This window comes from Micromonospora sp. NPDC000663, assembly GCF_042898105.1.
In the GTDB taxonomy this organism is placed as follows: domain Bacteria; phylum Actinomycetota; class Actinomycetes; order Mycobacteriales; family Micromonosporaceae; genus Micromonospora.
Window position 1 is genome coordinate 13,262 of the sequence record NZ_JBIAYR010000008.1, and the last position, 24,600, is coordinate 37,861.

Sequence of the window (24,600 nt, forward strand, 5' to 3'; positions counted from 1 at the left end):
ATCACCACAGGCCACGCTCCGAACGGACCGCCATGCCCTCAAGAACTCCACCCTCGCTCCCTGGATCGGGCAGCTCTGCCGACCGCCTGCACGTTGTCCAATACTCCGGAGGCATCGCAAGCTGGGCCGCCGCGCAACGTGTCGCCGCCCAACACGGCACCGACCGACTGGTCTTACTCTTCGCTGACGTCCTCACCGAAGACCCTGACCTGTATCGCTGGCTGGACGACAGCAGCGCCCAGCTCGGTGTTCCCATCACTCGCGTTGCTGACGGCCGCACCCCCTGGCAGCTCTTCCAGGACGTGCGCTACCTCGGCAACAGCCGCGTCGCGCCCTGCACTCTCGCCCTGAAAATCCGACCGTGCCGCCAGTGGCTCGAAACCCACACAGACCCGGACTCCACCACCCTGTACATCGGACTCGACGCCTCACCCCGCGACCGGCGGCGCTCCCCCGCCATCGCCGCCGGCTGGAATCCCTGGGCGACTAGCTTCCCCCTGCTGGACCCGCCGCACCTGAGCAAAGACGACTTGTTGGCCTGGGCGCGTCGACTCGGGCTACGCCCACCGCGGCTGTACGACCTCGGGCTACCGCACAACAACTGCGGCGGGGCCTGCGTCCGGGCCGGCAAGAACCACTGGACGCGGCTGCTGCAGGTCCTCCCTGACCATTACGCTGCCGCCGAAGCGGCTGAGGCCCAGCTACGCGAGCAGCTCGGCGATGTCGCCATCCTCACCGAGCAGCGCCAACGGCAACGCCACCGGCTCACCCTGTCCGAGTTACACCACCGACTCACACCCGGCCGACAGCCATGACCGTCCCATTGCCGCATCGCAAACGACGACGGGAAGTGCCAGCGCTGGTGTCACCGCCGGAGGTGTCAGCAGCACTGCACGCATCCGGTCGACGCCGGCTGCCGCCGGTCCGGCCCGTGCCCCTTCCGGTTGCCGGACCCAGCTTTCTACCTCGGTCCGCGCCGGTCCCGACCGTTGCTCCCGCAGGCACCGGCCGCCCCGGCCGCTCGCTACGCTCGCAACCAGCCGCAACGGCCTGCCAGCTTCGCCGTCCGCCCTCCCGACGCCGCTGGGCCATCGAGCAGAGCCGCCCTACAACCGCCGCCCGTGCCTGGACACCAGCACGCCAAGCGGGTATAGTAATAGTTGTTCGGATGGGGAGGCGAACCCTCACCGGAACCCACACACCTGCCCCAAGGAGCCGGACATGCTGCCCACCCCCCTCACCGACTCCGAGCGTGCGACGGCACGTCACCTGCCGCTGTGCGGTCACTGGCAGTGCGCCGCAACACGGCCCCAGCCACTCGACGCACGGGCGGACGTGGTGTTGATCCGCGACTGCGCCGGCCGGCAGCACCTGTTCCGCGACGGTACCGCCAACGGCCTGGTCCTCACGGTCGATGGCGACCAGTGGTCGCTGACCCGCGAGCGGTACGCCCACGTCACCTCGGCCGACGGCGAGAGCTGGGAACTGGTTGCCGAGTCGACCCCGGTGTGCGTCGGGGGCTGGCAGGCATCGCGACGCGAGTACGTGGCGCGGCACCTGCCGAGCGGGCGGATCATTGCGCGCTGGGACACGCAGTACGGGCTGCTCGCCCGGACCGCCCGCCGCTACCTTCGCCTCGCCGCTCGCGGGCCATCGAGCCAGTGACGCCCGCCGGCCGAACGTCACCAGACCACACGACGTTACCGCTCCCACCACCGCACGTCGGCGGGTACGGCAACGGCCGGGGGGTTAGTTTGGCGAACTCCCCCCGGCCGCCTGGTGCCGACGCCACACAGGCCCCCAAAGGCCCATACGCCGAGCACGTGCCGCCCATCCTACGACACCCATCACCGGCCACCGGAGCAGGAAAGTGATCAACGTACGTGTCGGGCGGCTCGCGCAGCCCCTACGGCCGCCCAGCCGGTCGATGCGGCATCATCGGCGCATGCCCACCCGCAATCCCGACGACAGCAGCCGCGTAGGCCGCGCCCAGGCCGCAGCGATGCTCGGCATCTCCCTTAGCCACCTGGACAAGCTCTACGGCGAGCGGGCCACCAACGGCTTTCCCGAACGCGTCGACGGCACCAAATGGCTCGCTGAAAGCATCGCCTCCTACCAGCTGCCCCGAGTCAGAGCCCGACGCGCCGCGAGCGCCGCCGTAGACCGCAGCGGCGATCCCGACGAGCTCGTGAACAGCGCCACCGTCGCGCGCATGCTGGGCTACCGAAGCGCCGATTCGCTGCAAGGACAGAACCGAATCTGGCCGCTCCTGATTGAGCGTGTCGACGACGAATCCCTCACCCCAACCGGCCGTAAGCGCCGGCGTTGGAAGCGCCGCACGGTGTGGGACATCGCCGACAGCCGCACCGGGCAAGGCGCACCCCACACCGGCCGCCCTCGCGCCACGCCGCAGGGCCACCCTGACCGCTCCGGTGATCCCGATGACCTCGTCGGCGCCCCCGAGGCCGCACGGGTCCTGGGATACAACAGCCCGAACGCCCTGCCCGACGACGTGCTTCGCCAAGCCGACGAAGACAACGTCGGCCCCAGAGGCCGCCACCGCCGCAGATGGAAGCGCGCGACGCTGTGGGCGATCCTCGATCAAGCAGAGCAGCGCCGGTAGCTCTTCCCGGAACTCGAATCCGGCAACACCCACGCCAATCGTCGGGTGCTGCCGGGTTTCAGGCCCGGTCCTAGCGGACCGGAAACCGGAAGCGGCCTGCGGCCGCACTGCTCAAAACCCCTTCTCCTTCGGTGGGGGCCGAACAGGCTAGCGACGTGCTCGCTCCGGTCAAGTCCGGCCGCGGCTCGCAAAACATCATGCACACCCCGCATGATCTTTTCCTCGAAACCCCGCGCCCGAACTTGACCTCCACTGCGCGCGCCGCGGGTCGAGTGAACTCGCCCCCACCGCCGGAAGAAGTGGGGGACGCGCCACGACCGCGCCCCGCACGGTGGTCGGCGTACCCGCCGGCATCCACTTCTCAAGATCACAGAATCCGATGTCCGAACAGGCCAAACAGGGTAGCCACGAGACGTTAAACCGGGTAGAGTAATAGTTGTTCGGAGGGGACGGCGAACCCCCACCGCACACCACACAAACCCCCAACCCAAGGAGACGCATGGGTATCCATGACCACCCCCTGCCGATGGCCGACAGGTACGGTTGCAGAATCTGCGGCCGATCCCTGACGGCCGTTACCACCAGGGACGAGGTTTTTTTCCTCCACCCTGGCCGCAGCTTCGAGGACCACGATCCGGACCCCGTCCCGCTGACGCAACTTGCCAATTGGCAGCCCGTGTGCGACTTCTGCTCGGCACCGCGTCCCGTGGCAACCTTCGCCTTCGAAAACGTCGACCTGGCGGTTTCAACCGACCGCGCCGACGCGCAGTTGCACAACTTCGGCAACAAGTGGGACGCGTGCGAGCCGTGCGCGCGCCTGGTCGAGCAGCGCAACCCCGAAGGTCTCACCCAACGCGCCTACAAGCGCTTTAGCCGCCGAGACGGAACCATCTCGGTGCAAGTCCTGCGCACCATGCACCGGGCGTTGTTCACCGCGACGCCCATCACGCCCGCCCGGCAGCCGATGGCAGCGGCCGACCGCGCCACTCATCACGGTGGTGCAGGCAGCGCCGAGGCGGTCCCCGCTCCCGAGGTTCGATCACTCCGCCCACAGATGCTGCCGAAGGTGCGAGACAGGCTCGTGCGCTTCTGGCGGAACGCTGGCCCGAAACACCTACTTGACGCGCTCGCCCGAGGCGAGACGTACAAGGTCCCCGGACACATGCTGCCTGGCGCTCCCCTGGACGCGCCCGCCGTCATCGTTGACCGCCACAATCCCGAACTGCTGCGGCAGCATTGCGCCCTCATGGCCAACCACGTCGAAAACGCGCGCATCTTCTGGATCGACCCCGACTTCACCGCCCTGGCCGCGCACGCTGCGCGCGACCTCCCCGACGTTCGCATTGAGCAGGTCGAGATGCCTGCCCCTGACGGACTGCTCATCTGGCACACGCCCGTATACCAGCCGATCGAACCGATTAGCGGCATGGTGGTACCGGTCGTCGCCGCGCAATGGGGGCCCGTTCCCGGCGGTGTCTGGGTCTCGTTCTACGGCCCAGCCGATCTCGTCATGCAACGCCAGCGGCTCACGGAACCCGAGTTGCAGAAGTTCCGCGAGGATATCGGCTGGCTAGTGCCCGCGAGTACCGGCGTAGGGCTGCGTTTTGGCCAGCCCTACACGCCCGCCAGCGAACAGACCCGCATCATGCTGTGCTCCCTGATCGCCACATGGATCCTCATCACGCAGCCCGACGCGGAGATCACCGACGAGCCAGCCGACAAGGCAACCCGCAAGGCGTACCAACGCGCCAACCGGCCCGCCCCACTCGTACGACTCGTGCGGCTGCGCCGCAAGCAGCAGGCACGACGCGACGCCACCGACGACGCGCCGACGCGCGTCTACAGCCGCCGGTGGTGGGTCAGGGGGTTCTACCGGGAACAGCCCTACGGCCCCGGCCGCGCTCTGCGCCGCCGCACTTACGTACGCCCGCACATCAAGGGGCCGGACGACGCGCCGCTCATTCTGAACCAACAGGTACACGTGCTCGGTAACCCCAGTAACCAGAACGAGCAGTGACAAGCGCCCGGGGGAGTCGCCGCACGCGACTCCGCCGGGTGCCCCACTCCTTCTCAGTCCTTCCGAGTAGACACCCGACAGGTAACCGGGTATAGTAATAGTTGTTCAGGTGGGACGGCGAACCCCACCAGGACAGCCACCAAACCCCAAGGAGATTTCTCGTGAGTAGGCATCAGCTCGACGCCCTCCCCGACCGGGACGGCTACATCGTGGTTGTGGGGTGGGATCGCCCGCTACGCAGCTACTTCGCCCAGGTGATCAATGAGGGCGAGCTGAACGAGGACAACCCCGACTACATGCCGCTGTGGCTCGGGGTGGAAACGCGCATCACCGACCCTGCCACCATCATCGAGGCAGTGCGCCCTTACGCCGTCATCCCCGACACGCTGCGCGCCGACCTTGAGGCGGATCGCGTCTGGGAGGGAACCCGAGAGCAGCCGGGATCGGCACACACGCTGCCAGCGATTCCCGGACCGGCCCCGCTCGAAGCGACGGGCACCCTGATTTACCTAAGCGGCGGCGGAACCCCGGCAAGCTGCGACCTTCGGGTGTTTCGCACCGGCATCTTCTCGGTCGCGGTTGTCGTCACCACAACCACCCCCGGGCGGACGCGGGCCACGGACGACGCCGCCACGATCCACGCCCTGCTACTCATCACCTTCAGCGGGCAACACGTCGAGCACATCGAGCACACACCGGACGAGACCGGCGGGGTCTTTCACGCGTTCAGCGTCGCCTACGACGGCACCACGACCCGCACGGCGGTCCCGCTCGACAACATGTCGCGCCGCTTCGGCGCGGACATCACCGGATAGGCCGGGCGACGCCCACCCCCAGCCCATTCGTCGGTGCCGGCCGGGCACACCGGCCGGCACCACCACAGCCAGAAAGACTGCTCATGCCCGAGATCCCCATTCCCGTTCGGCTGCGACACCGCCCCACCGTCGGCGGCCTGGTCGTACCGTGGATCACCGTTCAGATGCCCGACGGCCGTTACCGCTTCGGAGCGATCGACGCCGCCCGGCTACAAGCCGCCTTCATCGACCAACTCTGCCAGATCTGCGGTGAGCAGATGGTCCGGCTGTGTGTCTTCGCCATGCGGACCATCGACTTTGAACGGCTCATCAGCACCGAACCCGCCATGCACCCCGAGTGCGCTCACTACAGCGTGACCGCGTGCCCCATGATCGCGGGCCACATGACCCACTACCGCGCCCAGGCGTCGGACGCCGCCACATCTGGCGGCGACCCGCACGGGGCTCGCCCCGGACACAGAGCCCACGAATGGCGCTTACTGTGGACGACCGGCTATCGCACGGCTTTGGACCCCCGGACCCGGACCCCTGCGGCCGAAATACCCATTGAACTCTTGCAGCGGGTACAGCGGATCAGGCCGCCCGCTCCGGACCAGTAGCTAACGTCGCCTGACGGCGGCCCGCACTGGGCCGCCGTCAGGTGCCGCCGGGTTTCAGGCCCGGTCCTAGCGGACCGGAAACCGGAAGCGGCCTGCGGCCGCACTGCTCAAAACCCCTTCTCCTTCGGTGGGGGCCGAACAGGCTAGCGACGTGCTCGCTCCGGTCAAGTCCGGCCGCGGCTCGCAAAACATCATGCACACCCCGCATGATCTTTTCCTCGAAACCCCGCGCCCGAACTTGACCTCCACTGCGCGCGCCGCGGGTCGAGTGAACTCGCCCCCACCGCCGGAAGAAGTGGGGGACGCGCCACGACCGCGCCCCGCACGGTGGTCGGCGTACCCGCCGGCATCCACTTCTCAAGATCACAGAATCCGATGTCCGAACAGGCCAAACAGGGTAGCCACGAGACGTTAAACCGGGTAGAGTAATAGTTGTTCGGAGGGGACGGCGAACCCCCACCGCACACCACACAAACCCCCAACCCAAGGAGACGCATGAGCACCGCATCCACGCTCCTGCTCGCAACCACCACCGCGTCGTGCATCGCGCTTCTCGCGCGCAACAGGAAGCTCCGCACCGATCTCGTCACCGCCCGCTACGAGGCCCACCACGACGCCCTGACCGGACTGCCGAACCGCCGCGCACTGCTCGTGCACCTTGACTACCTGCTCGCCGACCGAACCCGCCCGGTAGCCGTGACCCTTCTCGACCTCAACCGCTTCAAGGAGATCAACGACGAGCACGGCCACACCGCCGGGGACCTCGTGCTCTGCCGGGTAGCAGACACCCTGACGGCGCTCAACCTCTCACGGGCAATGGTCGGGCGGATGGGAGGCGACGAGTTCATGATCATCACCGATGACGGCATGTACACCGCCCGAAACAACGCCGAGGCCGCCACCCGGGCGCTCGACGCGGCAACCGTCACTCTCGGCGCAACACAGTTCGGCTGCTATGCGAGCCTCGGGCTCGCCCTCGCGGACCACAACGACGTCACCGCCGTCGACCTGATCCGGCGGGCAGACGCCGCCATGTACGCGGCCAAGCGACGCGGCGGAGGCGTCAAGGAGTGGCACCAGAACATCGGCGCGACCGTCACGGCAACGCTCCCGATGCAGCGCCGCCGCTACCGCTTCTAGCCCACCCCTGGGTGGCCCGGAACCCCGGACAGTTCCGGGCCACCCAGATAGACACAACACCCGGAACCGGGTATAGTAATAGCTGTTCGACAGGGACGGCGAACCCCTAACGGACACCCACCAAACCCCATGCGAGGAGTCCCACGATGTCCACGCTGACTGCTCCCACCGTCGCGCTCCCGGCCCTTCCCGCCGACCCCCACACGCGACACGTCCTGCACCTGCTCGACGCGGCCCGCCGCCGCATGGCACAGGTCATCACCTTTCTGCACCTGTGCGAGCACGCCCCAGCGTGGCCCACGACACCCACCCACAGCACCGCCGCCGCCATCGAACTACGCGCGGCCACCGTCGCCCTGATCAAGTACGCCCGCCGACACCAGTGCCACGCCTGCAACGCCGGCCGGATGCGCGCCACGCTGCTACTGGCCGCCTTGCTGCTCGACCTCTGGCAGAACGGCAAGCACCACGTACAGCGCCCCGACGTGTACCCCGTCACGCTCGCCCATCGCGCTGGACGGCTGTTCGGAGACACCGCCGGATGGGTCACCACCGGCGAGCCCGGCCGCCTGCTCGGTCAGCACCTCTAACCCGCGCATCGCCCGGCCGCCGACAAGGCGGCCGGGCGACCGCACCGCAGACGTCCCCGACGCGCATCGAGCGCGCCGCCGCCGGCGTCCGCACCCGTCGCCCGCTGCCGTACCCCACAGCGCAAACCCACCCAGCACACGAGAGGCACCAGCATGAGTCTGACCCGCCCCGAACTCGTCATGATCGCCCACGCCTGCGACGACTGGGCACCCAACTACTACAGCAGTCCAATGGGCGGAGGTAAGAACGAAGCCGCACGTCACATCGCAGACGGCCACCTTCAAACGCTGACCGACAAGTACGGCCGCTCCACAATTTGGGACGCCGTAGCTGCTCACCTCGACGCTAACCCCGACACGCTAACCGCGCCTCGCGTCACCTTCGCTGAGCGCGTCAACCGCGAGGCCGCCCGCATAGCACGGGCTGACGCCTACCTACGCGCCGCATTTCACCACCACAAGGCCGCCGAGCCATACGAAGCGCTCGCGCTCATCGATCGCGCGGAACTGGCCGCGCCCACCTTCAAGGACTTCACCCAGTACCGCCGCGCCGTGCACAGGAAGCTACCGCCGGCAGCCCCGACCGACCTCACCGGCACCGGCCTGCGCCACCGCACCACGCTCCCGCTAATCGACCCGCACCCCGGGCCGCCCGTCATGTTCCACGGCAGCCAGACCCGAGGATGGGTCTACCCCGGCCATCTGGTCATCCAAGGAAACTGGCCCGCCGCCATCCCCGAGCACTGCGCCGCCACTGACGACGAACTCATGGAATGGGTAGGCGAAGGGACGGTTCGGGTCTGCACCGGATGCGGACTCGACTGGACCTAACCACGCACCCGCAACGCTGGCCGGTTCGGGCATTCGCCCGAACCGGCCAGCCTCACCACTTCAGGACGGAGCGCCGCGCGCGACATCACCAGCCGAAGCCGGCCCCGCATTTCCGGGCACAGGGACAGCCGTACGCCGACGACGAGGCACCACCTCGCCCAACTCAGCAAGCCGAGCCCGCACCGCAGCCCCATCCGCGCCACGCCGATACGCACGCACCCGCGCCAGGTCCACCCCGGTCAGGTCCGCCGCTAGGCGGTCATCGCGCAGCAAGGTCGCCAGGACCGCCACGGCCAACCCATGCGCCGCCGCAGCCGCGCCGACCTCCTGATCCAGCCGCGCGACAGCCTCACGCCGACGCCGCTGAGCGTCCTGGACCGTCCCGGCAGCCTTCTCGACCGCCCGCACCGCGCGCAGCTCCAATTCCTGCCGCCGCCGCAGCGCCAAAGTCGCATCATTCCCCGTTTTACTCGCCATTCCCCGACCGTAGCGACCGCTCCCGGCAGCTCACCAGATCACACGCCACACCAATTCGCCTGTTCGTTCGATGCTGGCCGCAATTCGTCATCTTCCCCGGCCGACCGTTCATCCTCAGCCACGCACTCTGTGGCCTGCCTAAACGGCTACCGCATCGTTTCTTGCTCGCTTACGGGGGACACACCCCCTTGCATTCTCCGGCACTGTTCGAATAGTTGATCTTCTACGGTCGAGACATGTTGTCCGTCACGCGCATCTCGCCCGGCGACGGCTACCGCTACCTCATCGAGCAGGTCGCCGCCGGCCGCCATGACCTGCGCCCACTGGGCGATGGGGGGCCGACGCCCTACTACATCAACCACACCGCGCGAGGGGAGAGCCCTGGCTGGTGGGCCGGCGACGGCGCCGCCGTCCTTGGCGTCGGCGGCTGGGTCAACGAACGGCAAATGCGGTATCTCATCGGCCAAGGACGGCACCCGAGCGCCGGTTATCGGCTCGGGCAGAAATGGCGGATCTACACGCCGATGACCGACGAGTACCGCGAGAAGGCAGTCCAGCGGGCCCTGGCCCACTTGCCCGCCGATGCCACTGTGGAGCAGCGCGACAAGGTATGGCACGACATCATGAACGCGCCCGAGCGGCGTGCCGTATCCGCATACGACGTCACTGTCTCCCCGGTTAAGTCCGTATCGCTCTTGTGGGCGTTCGGCGACGACGCGGTCAAGCAGGACGTCGTGGCTGCCCATCACGCCGGTGTGCGGTCGTTGCTCGATCATCTCCAGCGCCACGGTGCGTTCGCCCGCGCTGGCGCGGGCGGTGTCCGGCAACTCGACACCGCGGGTTTGGCGGCGCTGGTCTTCGACCACCGGATGAGCCGCGAGCGTGACCCGCAGCTGCATTCGCACGTCGTCGTCTCCAGCAAGGTCAAGACGGTGACCCCGGACGGCGATCCGCAGTGGCTGGCCCTCGACGGCAAGGCCTTCTACCGCGCTTCGATCGGCGCCCGGGTCGCGTACGAACGCGCGGTGGAAGTCGAACTTCACCGCCGCCTCGGGGTGAGCTTCGCCCCGCGGGATGACTCCGGGATTCGCGAGATCGGCGGTTTCAGCGAGGCCTCGCTGCGCCACTACGGCAAGCGGCGGGGCGCGATCACCGAGGAGATGAACCGCCGCGTCGACCGGCAGGGCCCGGCAACCCGATCAGTGGCCGCGCAGTGGCGGCGCCGCGCGCAGGACGCGACGTTGCGGACCCGCCGGCCGCACAAGGGCGCCGAGTCCACCCACCAGGCCGTACAACGCTGGCAGGCCGAGGACCGCGCCGCACGACTCGACACCACCGGGCAAGTACGTGCCGTCCTCACCGGTGCTGCCCGTAATGACACCGCCGTCACCGCGCGGCGGGTGCTTCGCCGCGCGTACCGACTACACCCCGGCGGCGTCGACGAAACCGCTCTCCATGCGGTCGCCGCGCAGCTCGGTGTCCCCACCGCCGATCACGACCGCGTCGTCGACGCGGCCGTGCGTGCCGACGTGCGCCTTGCGCTCGCTCGCGCCGTGCGCACCCTCGGCCAGGAGCGGGCCGTGTTCGGCCGCGAACACCTCGAACTGGCCATCGGCCGAGTCCTCGACATCACTCCCGGCCAGTCACCACAGGCCGACTGGCAACGGGTGCAGAACCTCGCCGGGAAAGCCATCACCGAAGGTCTGGGCGGGCTGCGCGTTCTCACACCGCCAGCGCTCGTGCAGTGGGGACCGAGCCTGCTGCGCGGCAGCGACCGGCACAGCGAATACACCCGGCACCGCGAACTGCAGATGACCACCCACACGGTCCTCGCCGCCGAGAAGGAAGTCCTCACCTACGCCGGCCGCCGCGGAGCCATCCCCGCCCCAGAGGCAGCAATCACCTCCGCGACAGCGACCCTGCGGTTGTCTCCCGAGCAGGAGACGGCGCTGCGCTGGCTCGTCGGCGACGACCGGCGGGTCACCGGCGTTGTCGGGCCCGCCGGCACCGGCAAGACCTACCTGCAACGAGCCGTCGTCACCGCCGCCCGCGAGACCGGTGTGCCGGTGATCGGCCTCACCGTCGGACAGTCCGCAGCCCAGCTGCTCGCCGACGCCACCGCCGCGCCCGGACAGGCGCTGCGGACCGAGAACATCGCCCGATGGCTACACGCCCAACACCGGCCGCCACCCGGCACCACCGCCGCCGACTGGCAGTTCCGACCCGGGCAATGGGTCATCATCGACGAGGCATCACAGGTCTCCAGCCACGACCTCGCCCGCCTCGTCACCCACCTCGACAAGGTCAACGGCAAACTCATCCTCGTCGGTGACCCCGAACAGATTTCCGCGATCGGGCCCGGCGGCCTGTTCCGCTACCTCCAGAGCCTCGGCACCACCACCCACCTCTCCCAGGTCCGCCGGTTCACCCAGCCGTGGGAAGGAGCAGCGTCGCTGCGGCTGCGCGGCGGCGACCTCACCGTCCTGGCCGAATACGACCGCCGAGGACGCCTCATCGGCGGTCACCGCCAGCACCTCATCGGCCAGATGCTCGACCGGTGGGCCGCCGACATGACCACCGAGCACCGCAGCATGATCCTCGTCGAAACCGCCGACGAAGCCGCCGACATCGCCCGCCGCGCCCGCGACATCCTCATCCACGCCGGCCTCGTCCAAGCGGGGCCCGCCGTGCGGCTGCGCGACGGCAACTCAGCCGGCGTCGGCGACATCATCGTCACCCGCCGCAACGACCGACGTATCAGCGCCGGCGGCACGTACGTCGCGAACCGCGACCAATGGCGCGTCGACGCCATCACCAGCACGGGCCAGGTGCAGGTCACCAACCTGCGCACCACCGCGACCGCCATGCTGCCCGCCGCGTACGTCGCACAGCACGTCCAACTCGCCTACGCCCTCACCGTCGACTCCGTCCAAGGCCAGACCGTGCACACCGCCCGCGCGCTCGTCGACGACAACACCTCCCTGGCCCGCCTCTACGTCATGCTCACCCGCGGAACCAGCCTCAACGAGGCGTACGTCGTCACCGACGACGTACGCCTTGAAGGAACCCCGCCGCAGCCGCCCACTGCCCGCGTCGCGGTCCTGGCCGACATCATGCGTCGCGCCACACCCGACCGCTCCGCCACCGAAACCGAACAGCACCTCTGGGCCGACGTCGACGCGCTGCACACCTGGACACCGATCTACGACGACCTGTCCGCCCGCGCCCGCATCCCCCAATACCTCGCCATCGTCCGGCAGATCAGCGGCCCGCAGCTGGCCGACCGGCTCGCCCAAGACCTCGCGCTGCCCGCGCTCATCGCCCGCCTCACCACCCTGCGCGAAGCCGGCCACGACCCCACCGACGTGCTGCGCCGCGCCATCCGACCCCGCGAAATTGACTCCGCCGACGACATCGCCGCAGTGCTGTCCTGGCGCATCGACCGCATCATCGGCCGCGCCACCGCCGACCCCACCATCGCCACCACACCAGAGCTCGCCGCGACCTACACCGACCGCATGCCCACCGACCTCACCGGCGACATCGGAGACGCCCTGCGCCAGGTCGCCGGCATCTGCGACCGCCGCGTCCGCGCCCTGGCCGACATCGCCGCCGAACAGCAGCCCGCCTGGGCCCGCACTCTAGGCGACGTCCCCAGCGACGCGGCCGGCCGCGACCAATGGCTAGCCCGCGCCGAGGTCGTTACCACCTACCGGGACCGGTACCAGCTCACTAGCGACCACCCGATCGGACCGGAGCCCTCCAGCGGTGACATCGCCCGCTGGAACGCTTGGCACCGCGCCCGCGTCGTCCTCGGCGCCGCCACCCTCGCCGGCCGCCTCACCACCACCGACGACCAAGAACTCGCGCGACTCATCACCGCGCAACGCACCGCCGACGCCGCCGCGCCGCCCTACGTCGCCGACCAGCTGCGCGACGCGCACCTCACCCTCACCGACGCCGAGCAGCACCACCACGACCTCTCACTCCTCCTCACCGCCGTCGACGCCGCCGGCCAACGCGCCGCCGCCCACGCCCGGCAACTGCGCCCCCGCTGGTGGCAACGCGGGCCATCGCGCACCCGGATCCTCACCGCCCAACGCGCAACCCAACAACGGGTCGATGCCGCCACCGGCCGGGCCGCCAGTTTGGGCGCGGAGCTGGCCACCTTGCGCGAGGTCATCGACCAGCACCAGGCGCGGGTCGGTGACCTTGAGTCCCGGCACCGCACATGGAGTCGCTGGTACACCAGCGCCCTGCCCAGCCGCTACGCCGGACTCGCCGCCGCAGCCGAACAAGCCCGCCGCACCACCACCCGCCGGACCACCCTGGCCGACGCCGTCGCCACCACCACCGCGCGGGTCCGGGCCATCGACGAAACTCGGCCGCATCCGCACACCACACCCATCGCCGAGGGCCTGCCCCAGCACGCCACCGCCGCCCGGGAACACACCACCGCCCCCGACCTGGGGACCTCAGAGCAAGCGGAGATTGACTGATGGCCACTCACCCAAGCGCGTTCGTCGACGAGTCCTGGTTTCAGCAACGCAACTCACCGGGCGCCTACCTGATAGCCGCCGTCATCATCGACCACGACACCGTCCCCGACGCTGAGACCGCCGCGAAAGAAGCCACCGGCATCCACGACGGCTACCACTCCACGGCGCTGTACCACCGCGGGCACGTCGGCGTGATCGAAGCGATGCTCGACGTTGTCGCCGAACACGCCGGCTGGTCCGTCGTCTCCGCCCAAGTACCCATCAACCCAGGCAACCTGGCCGCCGTACCGAACAACCCACGCCACCTACACGCACACCTAGAGGGCCAACGCGAACACGCCCGACAGCTCAGCCTGGAGCGGCTCCTGCGCCACCTCAACGGGCAGCGAGTCCGCGACGTATACCTGGAAACGCGGGGCAGTCCCGCAGAGTGGCGCGACGCCCGGGAAACCGGCAGCCGGCTGCCCAGCATCGACCGCAACGACATCCGGGCCTACCGCCGACTCCTCGACCAAGGGGCCATCAGCCACCGCATGCGACTCATCCACGTCGAAGGCCGAAACGACCCCGGACTCTGGATGGCCGACGCCGTCGCATGGTCCGCAGGCCGCGCCATCCGCACCGACGAACCGCAATGGTGGAACCGAATCAGCGACGTCGCCACCATCCTCGAAGCCAGCACCGGCGCCGAACTTCACCTAAACGCGAGTGGGGCCGCTCCACCAGATGGCGAACGCGACCCCCACAACCTGAGCCAAAGAGCCCAGACCATGTCCTCACCCGCATTGTACTCCGCCTCGCCAGCCGATCACCAGGTCGGCGCAATCCTGAACAGCCTTATCACGCAAGCCGAGCACGCAAGGGCACCTGCTAACCAACTGACCCGTGAAGTGCTCGGCTACGTCCAGCAGATCGCCAAGCGCGTCGAACAAATCAGCGACACCGTCAACCACATCCTTCCGCGACCAGCCAGCGAATCCGCACGGCCACCCGCTCCCCGCGCCGAGGGCGCCGAACAGAACGATGTCGGCGTGTCGCACCATCGCGAGATTGACGATTGATTTCAGCTGCTCAAGCCGACCGCCGCGCGCAGGTCGACCGGCCATGGGTGGCTGCTCGACTGCCGCCGTGCGCATTGACCAGACGACCGCTCTCAAAGCAACTCACAGGCGGTGCGGAGCATCAGCTGCTTGCTGACAATGCCTAACCTCGGGCGGCCTCCGAGTCCAGATGCAAACGACCGCGCCAGAGAGCGCTCGACGGGTCGACAACATCCGAACATTCAACGTAACGACCGCCGGCCAGCGGCGGAACAAAGCCACCGACTGCCTTCGCATACCGCTCTCCCTCAAGAGTGCGCGACGCAGAGTGCCGAGGCTGGAAGGCCCAATGCTCGGTGTCCGCGGTGTCACACGCGAGAGACCACAGCGAGCGGGCGACACCTAACCTGCGGAAGCCCTCGACCGTGAACACGTCAAGAACGGACCCGGCCGGCAGGCCGCCAGGGACGGCAAGCGCAGGCTTCGCTGCTGCCGACAGTCGAAGGTGCGCGATCCGCGCCACATCCGCCAAGGCCACGAACCGGACCTCAACCGGGTGTTGTGGGCCGTCGAGGATCTCCGCGGTCAGCACCATGCCCACTCCACCGATCCGCACCCGAGCTTGCGCCTCAAGCCCTCGCCATGGCACGGGCGCTACTGCAGACGAAGGATCCATGCACCGACTTTCGATCAAGGTTTCGACAGTGGCCTGCGGTCGGCTGACAGTCGCCGCGCGCATGGTGCTAACCGACGTCCGGCGGGCTGACGACACCTCCAACCTGGAAGCGCCCTCGACACGGCTCGCTGAAGGCGGCCACGCTGCGGAGAATGGCCCTTACCTTCGTCTCGCCAGCGGCAACGTCACCGGTTCGCCGCAGCAGTTCGGCCAATTCCTTCGCGCTCCTGTCGCTCTGAGGGCTTCGCGCCAAGTGGTGAAGACACGCTCTGGTCAACGTAGCTGCAGGGTTGCGGTCCTCCGTGATCTCGGTCCAGGCTGGCTGGACTGGCAGGAGCGTTGCGAACTGACGCTTCGCGTCCTCCCGGTGCGCCAAGACCTCAGCCACGGCCGCAGAGACGCGCGACAGGCCCGTGCCCAACACCGTCTGCAACCTGCGCCGGGTCTCCGGTGCAACGAAGTAGCGGATCGTGCCGGCCGTAGCCAATGCACCGACCAAGAGCCACGGCCAAGGCACCCGCCGCGCCGTGGCGAAGACTCCATGGAACAAGCCCTCGGCTGCCAGACCGAGAAGTGCGTTGAGTGCGCCAATCAGCCCTCCGAGGGGGCCGAGATCGCCCACGGCACGCAACTCGTTCAGCCACTGTGCGTGGGCCAGATGGTCGTGCTGTTCGCCGTACACGGCTCGCAGTGGCGCTCTGTCTCTGCTCAACAGCGCCGCATTGAGCAGGATCGCCAAGGTCGCGGTGGGGACGTCATCGGGGTCGCAGTAGTCGCCGACGTGGGAGGGCTGAGCCAGGATGTCCAGACGCCGTTGCTCGACAGCGGTCGTCAACCCATCGGGTACCTGAACACACCGCAACAACGGCGCCACGTCGCCGCGCCAGGCCGCACGAACCGCAGCAGGTTCGAGCCTCTTCTGGGCCGACCACCTTTCAAGGTGCTTTTCGACCTCCTCCACAACGTGCGTCGCGCAGAAGAGGCGCAACACGCCGCTGTTGGCGGCGTTTAGCATGAGCGTGCGGCCCTTGCCGGCGGCCACTCGTAGCAGGTCGTCGCGCAGAGCATTGGCATCGACCACGACCGGGAAGACCTCGGGCAGCATGGCCGGTGCGAACCTACCGCGCTCGTCGGGGGTGCTCACCGGGCTCGCCGAGTTTCTGTGGTGAGCCTGTCTGAGAATCATGCGGACAGCATCGCCGTGCGCCACGGGGTGTGGATCGGCTGGCGTAGCAATCACTGCCCCAGCACCTCGCCGGAGTTGCGGGAAGCTCGCCGAGACTGCCTCGGCGTCGACTTGAGAGCAGAGTTCATGCCGTCATCCTTCCGTCGGTGACAACCGGATTCACGCCGCACGGCAACGCGCGACAGCACCGAGCGGCAACCCTGCGAGTCCTCGCCCCGGCACGACGCTGCCCACACCGCGCTTTCAGCCCGCAAGCCGTCTGCGGGCGGGTCGCGTGGCGGTGGACGGCGACTGCGTTGGTGACCGGGCTGCCCTGGACCGCAGCCCTCTCACGGACGCCGCTGGCTAAGCTCCTCCGACCGACATCGAGCGCAACTGTTCACCAATAAGACGACGATGCACGGCTGGCACAACACCATCTCGAAGGTTCTCGACAAGCAGCCGCTCATGGCCGATCACGTGCACCAGAGCCGCTGCAAGTCCTGCCGCCACTGGCTCTACCTCCAGCGCTCGCTGAATGACGGCAGCGTCCTCCGGCCTGCCGCCGTTCGCGGCGATGTGGCGAAGCGCAGCGGCGGCGGCGTGCAATAGGTCCGCTTCTTCGCCGGTACATGGATTAGTGAGGATTTCGACTTCGAAGTCTTCCCAACCCCTCGCCGGGTCGGGCTGGAGCACCGCGTCCGGGTGCCTCCTAACACCAGCGAGGCCGCGCACGCTGCTGTGCGCGCGGATCTCTTCGACGATCGCCGGAACCAGCTGTTGAAGTGCCGCTGCCGTCTCTCGCGTCGTGGACGTCCCTACCAGCGAGGCCCGCAGTCCCTCTGCCACTGCCGCGCGCTGGTCGTCGCCCGTGCTAGCGAAGCGCACCAGACATTTGGTGATCGGAGAGAGATCTGGCGGGTTGGGCTCTGTCAGAACCTTCAAACCGTGTGCGACGAGCCGGTCGCGCCACCTGGGGTAGGAGCGGGCCATGCCGTCGTCGATGATGTCCAGCGCAAGCCGCGGACCGATGGGTACGGCCTGGCCGAGGCGGTAGTCGGCGTCCTGGTCGTCGATGGTCTCGACGAGACGGACCAGGGCGTCGTGTTGATGCGGCTGAGGAGTGGAGAAGAGCTGGCCCGCTGCGAACAGCCAGGTGTTCCGCCAGTACGGGCTGGCGGCCGAGGAGCGGAGGCGTTGAAGGACGTCGTCGAGCAGCCCCGTGGTCAGGTGCATGGCTGCCATGAGTTCTTGCAGGGAGCGGACATCGAAGCCGTAACCCTCCGTGCCGCGAGGCGCGATCAGGACCAGCCGTTTGGTGGCGGCGTCGAAGATCTTGTCGAGCAGGGGGGCGTCTTTGCCCGATGGCTTGAACCCTGCTTCGTCGAGGACCTGCCACGCGATCTGCCGCAGCTCGGCTGCCGTGAGGCTGGCGTAGGAACGGTCGCCCGTCTCGGCGCGCACCTGCAGCTCGAAGCCAACCCGCTCGTGTAGTTGCTGGATCTGCTGGCCGAACTCCTGCAGCATCCTGTGCAACCCACCCGGCTTATCACGTTCTCGCCTAAAGACGGCGTCATAGTAGCCGCGGAAGAGGCTGTAGCGGTCAGGAGCCAGCTGGCCGGCGCCATCGATGATGATGGTCAGGATCAGGACTTGCAGCGGGGTCCTCAGCAGATGTTGTAGCGCCTCGTCCTCCGCGGCCTTATACAGGCGTGTGAGCACTCGTTCGATGCGGTCGAGGTCCGTGCGAAGGCGCACCTTGGTCGCGAGCTTGCCGTAGCGGACGGCCTCGGGTAGTTCGAGGAAGTCGAGGTCGATCCGTTCGAAGTGCGCTGGTGCGATGTTCTCGGTGTAGCCGACCGGGCGAGTGGTGAGAACAACCAGCACGTCGCAGTTGTCGGCCTCAGCGGTGTTGACGAACTCGGTGACGCGCTCGATTAGGCGCTTGCGCACGGCCGGTTCGGTGACTTCGTCCAAGCCGTCTAGGACGAGCAGCCAAGGCCACTTCTGCATCCAGGTTTTCAGCGCCCACGGCTTAACCTCTCCCATATCGGAGCGGCGCGAAACCTTGTGGGCGATCCACCGAAGCAGAGTCGAGTCGTCGCTGAGTCCTCCTTCCTGGGCGTACAGGGCCAGGTCGACGCGCATCGGCCATCGGCGGTTCTTTGGCAGCTCACGGCCAAAGCGCTTCAGGGCTGCCGCAGTGCCCCTGATGACGTCGCGGTGCCCGTCGCTGAGGTCGTCGGCTTGTTCGAGCAAGGCCGCTCGGAACACCTGGACGAGGAACTTGGAAATCGTCGTCTTGCCGTTGCCGGGCGCGCCGGTGACGATCAAGTGCCGGGGCGCCTCCTGGGTGGTGACGCCGGGAGCGAGCACATGTTCGGCGCGGTCGAGCACGTACTGCACCACGCTTGCACGCCGCGCGCCAGCGGCGAAGGTGATGGGCAGGTCGATGGCCACCTCGTGGACGGGAATCCCCTGACCGTCACCACTGCCCGCCTCGTCGAAGTAGATGAAACCCTCGCCCATGAGCGTGGTCTTGGCGTGCTCCCGGAGCCCTTCTTCGAGGTCCTTCGGCGGCACGCTGTCGGTGAGCTGTGCCAACGCGGCGAACACGTCGCCGGCGGTGAGGAACCCCGGAAACGCATTGCGGACGCCCGGGTGCACCCTGAGCATGGCCTGGATCTGGTTGCCGTCCCAGATACGCACCTTCTTGATGCGCTTCAGCCTCGCCAGGCGCGCAATCCGCTCCTTTATGGCTTCGGAATCGACCTCCCGACTGTTGTCGGCGAGGCGCTCCAGATAGCGCTTGACGTTCTCGTTGAGAAAGTCATGGCCGCCGACCTGCGGAAACGGCGTGAGCATCACGTTCGTGATGATGATCAGAAAATCGGGAACCGGATTGCGATCTCCGTAGGGGTTGGCCCAGTCATCGAGCTCGTCGCGGACGTGCCCCCACAGCCAGACCGCATTCTCTTTGTGGCTGGCCGAGCGGGTAGCCCGATGCTTCACCTGCAGGACGGTGTACCCCTCCCACACCTCGGCAGGCTGATCCTCCGTCGGCTTCCAGATGAGCGGACCCCGGTGGTACAGGTCCCGCCCCCCGTCCCGGCCCGAGCCCATCACCTGGACACCCGGTCCGAAGGAAGCGACCGCCAGGCTCGCCGCAAGGTCCTGGAAGCCTGTTGGACCCAACTTCTCCAAGTCGTCGCTCACATCACACCTTCTCGACCACCCTGTAACCCTGAGCAGGCTGCCTCAGTCCCGGAGGCAGCCTACGCGGGCAGTGCGCCAGGCCAGGCAGCCGCCGGTCCTCGCCCTCCTGCTCCGCCGAAGTGTTACCGAAAACCCGAACCCCGGTAAGCCCACCCAGCAGTGAAGTTTCCACAGCAGAGGGAGCCGGCAGCAGTGCCAGCTCTCAACCCATCACAGAGACAATCAGCAACTCCGCCCCTACCCTGCGACAGCAATGGGTGCCAGGGGACACCACTACTTCTATGCTCCAACACCCTGAATTCGGTTAACCAGCGCGCTTGCCACACCAAGCCTTTTACAATTGACCCAAACGGGTTACTCTGCAGTACCGTTAGGACTTGGATCGGCTTAGAGGAGCAGTAACGTGGCTCGGCGAATCATTCATAAACTGCTCGACGACCTGACCGGTGGAGACGCCGACGAGACTGTCACGTTTGCCCTTGACGGGGTCCAGTACGAGATCGACCTGTCAGACGCCAACGCCAAGCAGCTGCGTGACGTCCTCGCCCCTTACGTGAGCAAAGGCAGCAAGATCGGCCGGGCAGTCTCGGTCGGCGACGGCCGGCGGGCCACCCGGGCCGCGGCAGGCGCGAACGGGGGACGACGGGGAGCCAACACCACCGATCCGGAGCAGAACCGAGCGATCCGGGACTGGGCGAAAAAGGCCGGGAAGAACATCTCCGACCGTGGGCGGATCCCGGTAGAAATCGTTGACCAGTATCACGCGCAAGCAGGCCGCTGACCTCACACCGTGACCGCAAAGGCGTGACCAACGGCGCGCAGCAACTCGGCACGCCAATCGGCGAGCAGTGTTCACGGAGCGCCGCAGCGTCCAGCGCCAGGCCATGTGCCCCCTCGATCAGGGGTGAGGGCTCTCCTCACTCGTTCCGCTGCGGTAGTCCGTCCATCGGGGTCGCCTCTACGCGTGGGGGCCGAGTTCGGCCAGCGCGGTGCGGAGCATGATGCCTTAGTCACCGTCGGCGACGGGGCCGCACGGCGTGCGGTCCCCTGCCCGCCCCTAATCCTCAAAACTCCCGCGTCGAGCAACGTTGAAGCCGACGATTGCAAGGTGTGGGAGAAGGTCGAGGTACCGTGCGTAGGTGGTCCGGCGGATGGCCGGTCTCTTCGCGTACCGCTCGATGACGATGGTCTTCCCCCTGCCCAGATAGACCAAAGCTGGCTGTGGGTGGAGTACGGAAGCGAGCTGTTCGACCTCGACACGAACGGACAGTACGAGCTGGAGTCGGTCGCCGGCCATGGTCCGCCGTGGGTCTACGCCTGGGTCAGCCAGCCACTTGGACGAGCGCCTGCGACTTCGTCGTGAGAAGTGCCGGGACCGCGCTCGCGCCGGGTCATCAGCACGATGCCGACTCCGATCCCGGTAATCGTGACGATCAGCCACGGGGCGCAGGATCCTACGGAGGGGCGAGACGGCATCTCGCCGGTGTTTTTGCAGTGCGTAGAGCCCGAGGTAACGCACGATAGCTCAGTCTGCCCGCTGTGGCTCTCGCAGCACCGCTCGTGCTCCAGCCGCCGCCAGCGCCGGCATCGCCGCGACGATGGCGAGAGCAGCATGCAGCCCTAACGGCAGCCATAAGGCCGAACACGTCGCCGCGCCCAACGCGCCTCCTACGAAGAACATGAGATTCAGCAAGCCGAGCGCGCCACCTCGTTGCCGAGGATCGACGCGAGCCGTGATGGCGGCAGTCACGCTCGTTTGCGCGATGGCCAAGGCGGCGAAGCCGGCAGTCGTTGCGAGCATCAGCGTTGCGGGGCGCCGGTCCGCGGCGGCGAACAGCATGCTGGCACTAAACACCATGGGTGCGGCGACCAATACCCGGCGCCGGGTCAGATCACCCGCTGCGTAGCCGGCAACGCGGGCTGCCACTGAAGCCACGATCGCCCCCGGCAAGAGCATCAGACCGATGCTCCGAGCGCTGTATCCGCTGGAGGTGAGCAGCTGCGGGACGGCGTACACGCAGGCGAACATCCCACCGTAGATGCCAGCGCCGCTCAGACCGGCGAAGAGGAACCGCCGCTGGCTAATCACCTCGGGGATGAAGCCGTTGGGGTGTCGCCCGCGATGCTGATGGAGAAGGAACGCGAGTACGCAGGTTCCCGCCATAAGACCGGCAGCGGACAGCGGCGTGAAGTGCAACGTGGCGGACTGAATTGTCAGGAGCAGCCCTGCCGCGGTGAGTGCCAGCAAGGCTGCACCCATCCAGTCGACCCGGGTCGGCATTGCCTGTCGGGATTGGGCGAGCGGCCAGCACAGAGGGATGGCGGTAAGTGACAGCGCGGGAAGGACGAGAGCTGCTCTCCATGACGCGGTGACGGCCAGTGCCCCGGCAAGCGGTGCGGTGGCAGATGACAGGGCCATGGCGGCACCCAGCCGGGCCAGCACCGCCGTCCGCTGTGCTGACGGCCGGCCGGCGGCGAGCGTCAGGGCGGTGGCGGTCATGGCTCCCGATCCCATAGCGAGTACGCCTCGGCCTCCTACAGCCACGATGAGAACGGTCGCGAGCGCGCAGATCGTCCCACCCACCGCCAGCAACACCGCCCCAATGCTGAGTACGCGCCGGGGGCCCCAGATGTCGGTGGCCCGCCCGGCGACGGCGGCGCCGACGCCGAGGCCGAGAGCGTGGATAGTCAGGATCCATACGGCCGTTGCCGGCGCGGAGTGCAGCCCTTTGGCGGCGACGGGCAGGGCGACGGCCGCGGCGCTAACGCCGTAGATCGCCGGCCCGTAGAGGAACCCCAGGCGCCAGCCCGCACTGGTCGCGTAGGCGGCAGTGGGTTCGACTGTGGTGGCCATCAGAGGACTCCTTTGCCAAACGCTGGGCAGGAGACGGCGACGCCGGCCAGGGAAGTGCCGGCGCCGCCGCCGACCGTCACCGCTTCCTTGCGCGACGGCTTCGGGTGGACGCAAATCTCCCGGCACCCGGATTGAGGACGTCGTACGACCGGCGAGGCTGCACATCCATCACCGCCATCCGCCGTGACGGTGTGGCCGCGGTGGGCCGGGCCGGCTGCGTTCGGGCCGGCAGATGGCGCGGGGCAGGATGACGTCGCCGCCAGATCAGGGCAGCGGCAGCGACGGCCGCCGGGAGGACCACCAATGGGCCACCACATAGGGCGACCCCGCCAACGACAGCCGCGCCGATGGCCGCGCCGCCGCGGATCAGTGGTGAGCCGAGGAGCCGTACCGCTGCGGCAAGCCCCAGCAGGGTGACTGATGCCACCAAAACTGAGAACACGCGCATCAGCAGGTCCACGTCGACAACCGTCGGTACGGCCAGCGCCGCGACAGCGACCAACACCGCGCCGCCTGCCTGGACCGCGAGGCTGCGCCGGGGAACACCGTCGACGCCGGTGACGGCGAACCACCCCGGAAAAGCGCCGTCGCGACCCAAGGCCGCGCCGGCGCGGGCCGCAGCGGCGATGAACGTAAAGCACGCACCGAAGGTCAGCAGCAGTGCGCAGAACGCAGCCGCCGCCGTTGAGCCGACACCAGCCTGCGGGCCGAGTAGTCGCAGCAGTGGCACCTCGCTCTGACCACCGGACGCGCCGAGCACGCCGACGGTACAGATTGCCAGTCCGGCGTAGAGCAACGCGATGATGCTCAGGCTCCCGGCAGCCACAATCGGTAGTTGGCGGCGAGGGTGCGCGAATTCACCAGCCAAATGAGCGGCGGCTTCCCACCCACAGATCGCGACGAAGAGCACCGCAGCGGCGCTACCGATACCCGCGACGCCGTGCGGAGCGAACGGAGTGAACCGGCTGGCGTCGAGGTGCGGCACCGACACGAGGATCACCGTGGCCAGCAGCGCGCAAAGGCCACCGGTGAGCGCTAGGTGCAGGCGGCCGGACAGGTGCAGCCCGACGAGATTCATCGCGTATGCCGCCGCGAGCATGCCGGCGGCGATCCCTGCCGCTCCGCCTGGGCCGACGCCCAGCACAGTGGCGGCGTACCGCGTGCCCGCCATCGCGCCGGCGACCATGCCCATCGGCACGGCCGTGAAGAACCACCATCCAACAACTGCTCCGGCCGTCGGGCCGAATGCCCGTCGGGTGAAGGTCGCCACCCCACCGGCGTCGGGGTAGCGGATACCGAGGGCGGCGAACGCCGCCGCGATCGGTACCGACACGGCCAGCATGGCGGCCCAGGCCAGCAGCGACGCCGGGCCGGCGGCGTTCATGGCCAGCGCGGGTAGGACGAGAACGCCGGGCCCGAGCACCGCCCCGACGTACAGGGCGGTGCCGCGGGCTACGCCGATGCGCCCGGTCACCGGGTCGCGTCCGGTTGGGTGGCGTCGTCCTGCCGGGATCGGGTGGCGAGGGACCGCAGAACCCTGGCCAGGCTGTCTCCCGACGGCATACCGGGCTCGCTGAACAGGCGTGCTTGTTCGGCTTCGACGGGGCCCTGAACTCGGCGGGCCAGTTCCATGCCGGCTTGAGTTGGGCGAAGGACCACCCGCCGCCGGTCATCCTCTTGGAGGTCCCGGCGTACCAACCCGCGGTCGACGAGCGACACGAGCGCGTTGGTCAAGGTGGCCTTGGCGATGCCAACCTCGGCGGCGGCCGTGCGGGTTTCGACCGCGCGGCGCGCACACACCAACACGAGCACGTCGTAGGTGGTCCAGGTCAGTCCCTCGTCGCGCAGTACGTCGCGTTCCACTTGGGCGCGCAGGGTGTTGGCGGTGCGTACCAGCTGCGCGAGCGGCCCTGGCCGCGGTGGCGGCATCCGGGCGGCGTTGACCGGTGGTCGGTAGATGCCCGCGACTCGACGTGGCCGGCGGTCCGTGGTGGCGCTCATTGCATCCACCTGCGGTGTGCTGGGCGCCGGTTGGGCTTGCGGTTGCGGCGTTGGCCG

General features: G+C 68.3%; 18 protein-coding genes. 12 read left to right on the forward strand and 6 right to left on the reverse strand.

The annotated features are described in order from the left end of the window. Window positions 1–32: 32 nt before the first annotated feature. The 11 genes from ACFY1S_RS23400 to ACFY1S_RS23450 all read left to right on the forward strand — a co-directional run bounded on the left by ACFY1S_RS23400 (window position 33) and on the right by ACFY1S_RS23450 (window position 14,652). Window positions 33–815: a hypothetical protein gene (locus tag ACFY1S_RS23400; protein ID WP_387121760.1), complete on the forward strand. Its 783-nt coding sequence runs from the start codon at window positions 33–35 to the stop codon at window positions 813–815. Between the two features lie 406 nt (window positions 816–1,221). Further along, window positions 1,222–1,665: a hypothetical protein gene (locus ACFY1S_RS23405; RefSeq protein ID WP_387121763.1), complete on the forward strand. Its 444-nt coding sequence runs from the start codon at window positions 1,222–1,224 to the stop codon at window positions 1,663–1,665. 280 nt (window positions 1,666–1,945) lie between these two features. Then, window positions 1,946–2,623, forward strand: a complete 678-nt coding sequence (locus ACFY1S_RS23410) for a hypothetical protein (protein WP_387121766.1) — start codon at window positions 1,946–1,948, stop codon at window positions 2,621–2,623. Between the two features lie 499 nt (window positions 2,624–3,122). Beyond that, complete coding sequence (locus tag ACFY1S_RS23415) at window positions 3,123–4,640, forward strand: hypothetical protein (RefSeq protein WP_387121769.1); 1,518 nt, start codon at window positions 3,123–3,125, stop codon at window positions 4,638–4,640. Window positions 4,641–4,801: 161 nt separating this feature from the next. After that, window positions 4,802–5,455 (forward strand): hypothetical protein, encoded by a 654-nt coding sequence (locus ACFY1S_RS23420; RefSeq protein WP_387121772.1) that lies wholly within the window; start codon window positions 4,802–4,804, stop codon window positions 5,453–5,455. Between the two features lie 83 nt (window positions 5,456–5,538). Next, window positions 5,539–6,054 (forward strand): hypothetical protein, encoded by a 516-nt coding sequence (locus tag ACFY1S_RS23425; protein ID WP_387121775.1) that lies wholly within the window; start codon window positions 5,539–5,541, stop codon window positions 6,052–6,054. Between the two features lie 495 nt (window positions 6,055–6,549). After that, window positions 6,550–7,194, forward strand: a complete 645-nt coding sequence (locus tag ACFY1S_RS23430; protein ID WP_387121778.1) for a GGDEF domain-containing protein — start codon at window positions 6,550–6,552, stop codon at window positions 7,192–7,194. A gap of 146 nt (window positions 7,195–7,340) precedes the next feature. Then, window positions 7,341–7,784, forward strand: coding sequence for a hypothetical protein (locus ACFY1S_RS23435; protein WP_334505369.1), 444 nt, complete (start codon window positions 7,341–7,343; stop codon window positions 7,782–7,784). A 153-nt stretch (window positions 7,785–7,937) separates the two neighbouring features. Next, window positions 7,938–8,615 carry a hypothetical protein gene (locus ACFY1S_RS23440; RefSeq protein WP_387121783.1) on the forward strand — a complete coding sequence of 226 codons (678 nt, stop codon included), beginning with the start codon at window positions 7,938–7,940 and terminating at the stop codon, window positions 8,613–8,615. A 713-nt stretch (window positions 8,616–9,328) separates the two neighbouring features. Then, window positions 9,329–13,591: a MobF family relaxase gene (gene mobF, locus ACFY1S_RS23445; protein ID WP_387121786.1), complete on the forward strand. Its 4,263-nt coding sequence runs from the start codon at window positions 9,329–9,331 to the stop codon at window positions 13,589–13,591. Next, a complete protein-coding gene (locus ACFY1S_RS23450) occupies window positions 13,591–14,652 on the forward strand; it encodes a hypothetical protein (protein ID WP_387121789.1) in 1,062 nt (353 codons plus the stop codon). The genes mobF and ACFY1S_RS23450 overlap by 1 nt, the downstream gene beginning before the upstream one ends. A gap of 142 nt (window positions 14,653–14,794) precedes the next feature. Here the strand turns inward: ACFY1S_RS23450 and ACFY1S_RS23455 are convergent, their stop codons facing one another. The 3 genes from ACFY1S_RS23455 to ACFY1S_RS23465 form a co-directional block, all read right to left on the reverse strand. Further along, window positions 14,795–15,226, reverse strand: coding sequence for a hypothetical protein (locus ACFY1S_RS23455; protein WP_387121792.1), 432 nt, complete (start codon window positions 15,224–15,226; stop codon window positions 14,795–14,797). A 148-nt stretch (window positions 15,227–15,374) separates the two neighbouring features. Further along, a complete protein-coding gene (locus ACFY1S_RS23460; protein ID WP_387121795.1) occupies window positions 15,375–16,493 on the reverse strand; it encodes a PIN domain-containing protein in 1,119 nt (372 codons plus the stop codon). Between the two features lie 345 nt (window positions 16,494–16,838). Then, window positions 16,839–19,688: an NACHT domain-containing protein gene (locus tag ACFY1S_RS23465; protein WP_387121798.1), complete on the reverse strand. Its 2,850-nt coding sequence runs from the start codon at window positions 19,686–19,688 to the stop codon at window positions 16,839–16,841. A 403-nt stretch (window positions 19,689–20,091) separates the two neighbouring features. Here ACFY1S_RS23465 and ACFY1S_RS23470 point away from each other — a divergent pair, with 403 nt between their 5' ends. Beyond that, window positions 20,092–20,469, forward strand: coding sequence for an Lsr2 family protein (locus tag ACFY1S_RS23470; RefSeq protein WP_387121801.1), 378 nt, complete (start codon window positions 20,092–20,094; stop codon window positions 20,467–20,469). Between the two features lie 744 nt (window positions 20,470–21,213). On the opposite strand, the gene ACFY1S_RS23475 is transcribed toward ACFY1S_RS23470, so the two are convergent. The 3 genes from ACFY1S_RS23475 to ACFY1S_RS23485 all read right to left on the reverse strand — a co-directional run bounded on the left by ACFY1S_RS23475 (window position 21,214) and on the right by ACFY1S_RS23485 (window position 24,543). Next, window positions 21,214–22,542: an MFS transporter gene (locus ACFY1S_RS23475; RefSeq protein ID WP_387121804.1), complete on the reverse strand. Its 1,329-nt coding sequence runs from the start codon at window positions 22,540–22,542 to the stop codon at window positions 21,214–21,216. A 76-nt stretch (window positions 22,543–22,618) separates the two neighbouring features. After that, window positions 22,619–24,016, reverse strand: coding sequence for an APC family permease (locus ACFY1S_RS23480; RefSeq protein ID WP_387121807.1), 1,398 nt, complete (start codon window positions 24,014–24,016; stop codon window positions 22,619–22,621). Beyond that, window positions 24,013–24,543 (reverse strand): MarR family winged helix-turn-helix transcriptional regulator, encoded by a 531-nt coding sequence (locus ACFY1S_RS23485; protein WP_279519551.1) that lies wholly within the window; start codon window positions 24,541–24,543, stop codon window positions 24,013–24,015. Before ACFY1S_RS23485 ends, ACFY1S_RS23480 begins: the two co-directional genes overlap by 4 nt. Between the last annotated feature and the right edge of the window lie 57 nt (window positions 24,544–24,600).

Coding starts and splice junctions, on each gene's coding strand:
- ACFY1S_RS23400 (WP_387121760.1), top strand. CDS start 33: ATGCCCTCAAGAACTCCACCCTCGCTCCCTGGATCGGGCAGCTCTGCC.
- ACFY1S_RS23405 (WP_387121763.1), top strand. CDS start 1,222: ATGCTGCCCACCCCCCTCACCGACTCCGAGCGTGCGACGGCACGTCAC.
- ACFY1S_RS23410 (WP_387121766.1), top strand. CDS start 1,946: ATGCCCACCCGCAATCCCGACGACAGCAGCCGCGTAGGCCGCGCCCAG.
- ACFY1S_RS23415 (WP_387121769.1), top strand. CDS start 3,123: ATGGGTATCCATGACCACCCCCTGCCGATGGCCGACAGGTACGGTTGC.
- ACFY1S_RS23425 (WP_387121775.1), top strand. CDS start 5,539: ATGCCCGAGATCCCCATTCCCGTTCGGCTGCGACACCGCCCCACCGTC.
- ACFY1S_RS23430 (WP_387121778.1), top strand. CDS start 6,550: ATGAGCACCGCATCCACGCTCCTGCTCGCAACCACCACCGCGTCGTGC.
- ACFY1S_RS23435 (WP_334505369.1), top strand. CDS start 7,341: ATGTCCACGCTGACTGCTCCCACCGTCGCGCTCCCGGCCCTTCCCGCC.
- ACFY1S_RS23440 (WP_387121783.1), top strand. CDS start 7,938: ATGAGTCTGACCCGCCCCGAACTCGTCATGATCGCCCACGCCTGCGAC.
- mobF (WP_387121786.1), top strand. CDS start 9,329: ATGTTGTCCGTCACGCGCATCTCGCCCGGCGACGGCTACCGCTACCTC.
- ACFY1S_RS23450 (WP_387121789.1), top strand. CDS start 13,591: ATGGCCACTCACCCAAGCGCGTTCGTCGACGAGTCCTGGTTTCAGCAA.
- ACFY1S_RS23455 (WP_387121792.1), bottom strand. CDS start 15,226: ATGGTGCTGACCGCGGAGATCCTCGACGGCCCACAACACCCGGTTGAG.
- ACFY1S_RS23460 (WP_387121795.1), bottom strand. CDS start 16,493: ATGATTCTCAGACAGGCTCACCACAGAAACTCGGCGAGCCCGGTGAGC.
- ACFY1S_RS23475 (WP_387121804.1), bottom strand. CDS start 22,542: ATGGCCACCACAGTCGAACCCACTGCCGCCTACGCGACCAGTGCGGGC.
- ACFY1S_RS23485 (WP_279519551.1), bottom strand. CDS start 24,543: ATGAGCGCCACCACGGACCGCCGGCCACGTCGAGTCGCGGGCATCTAC.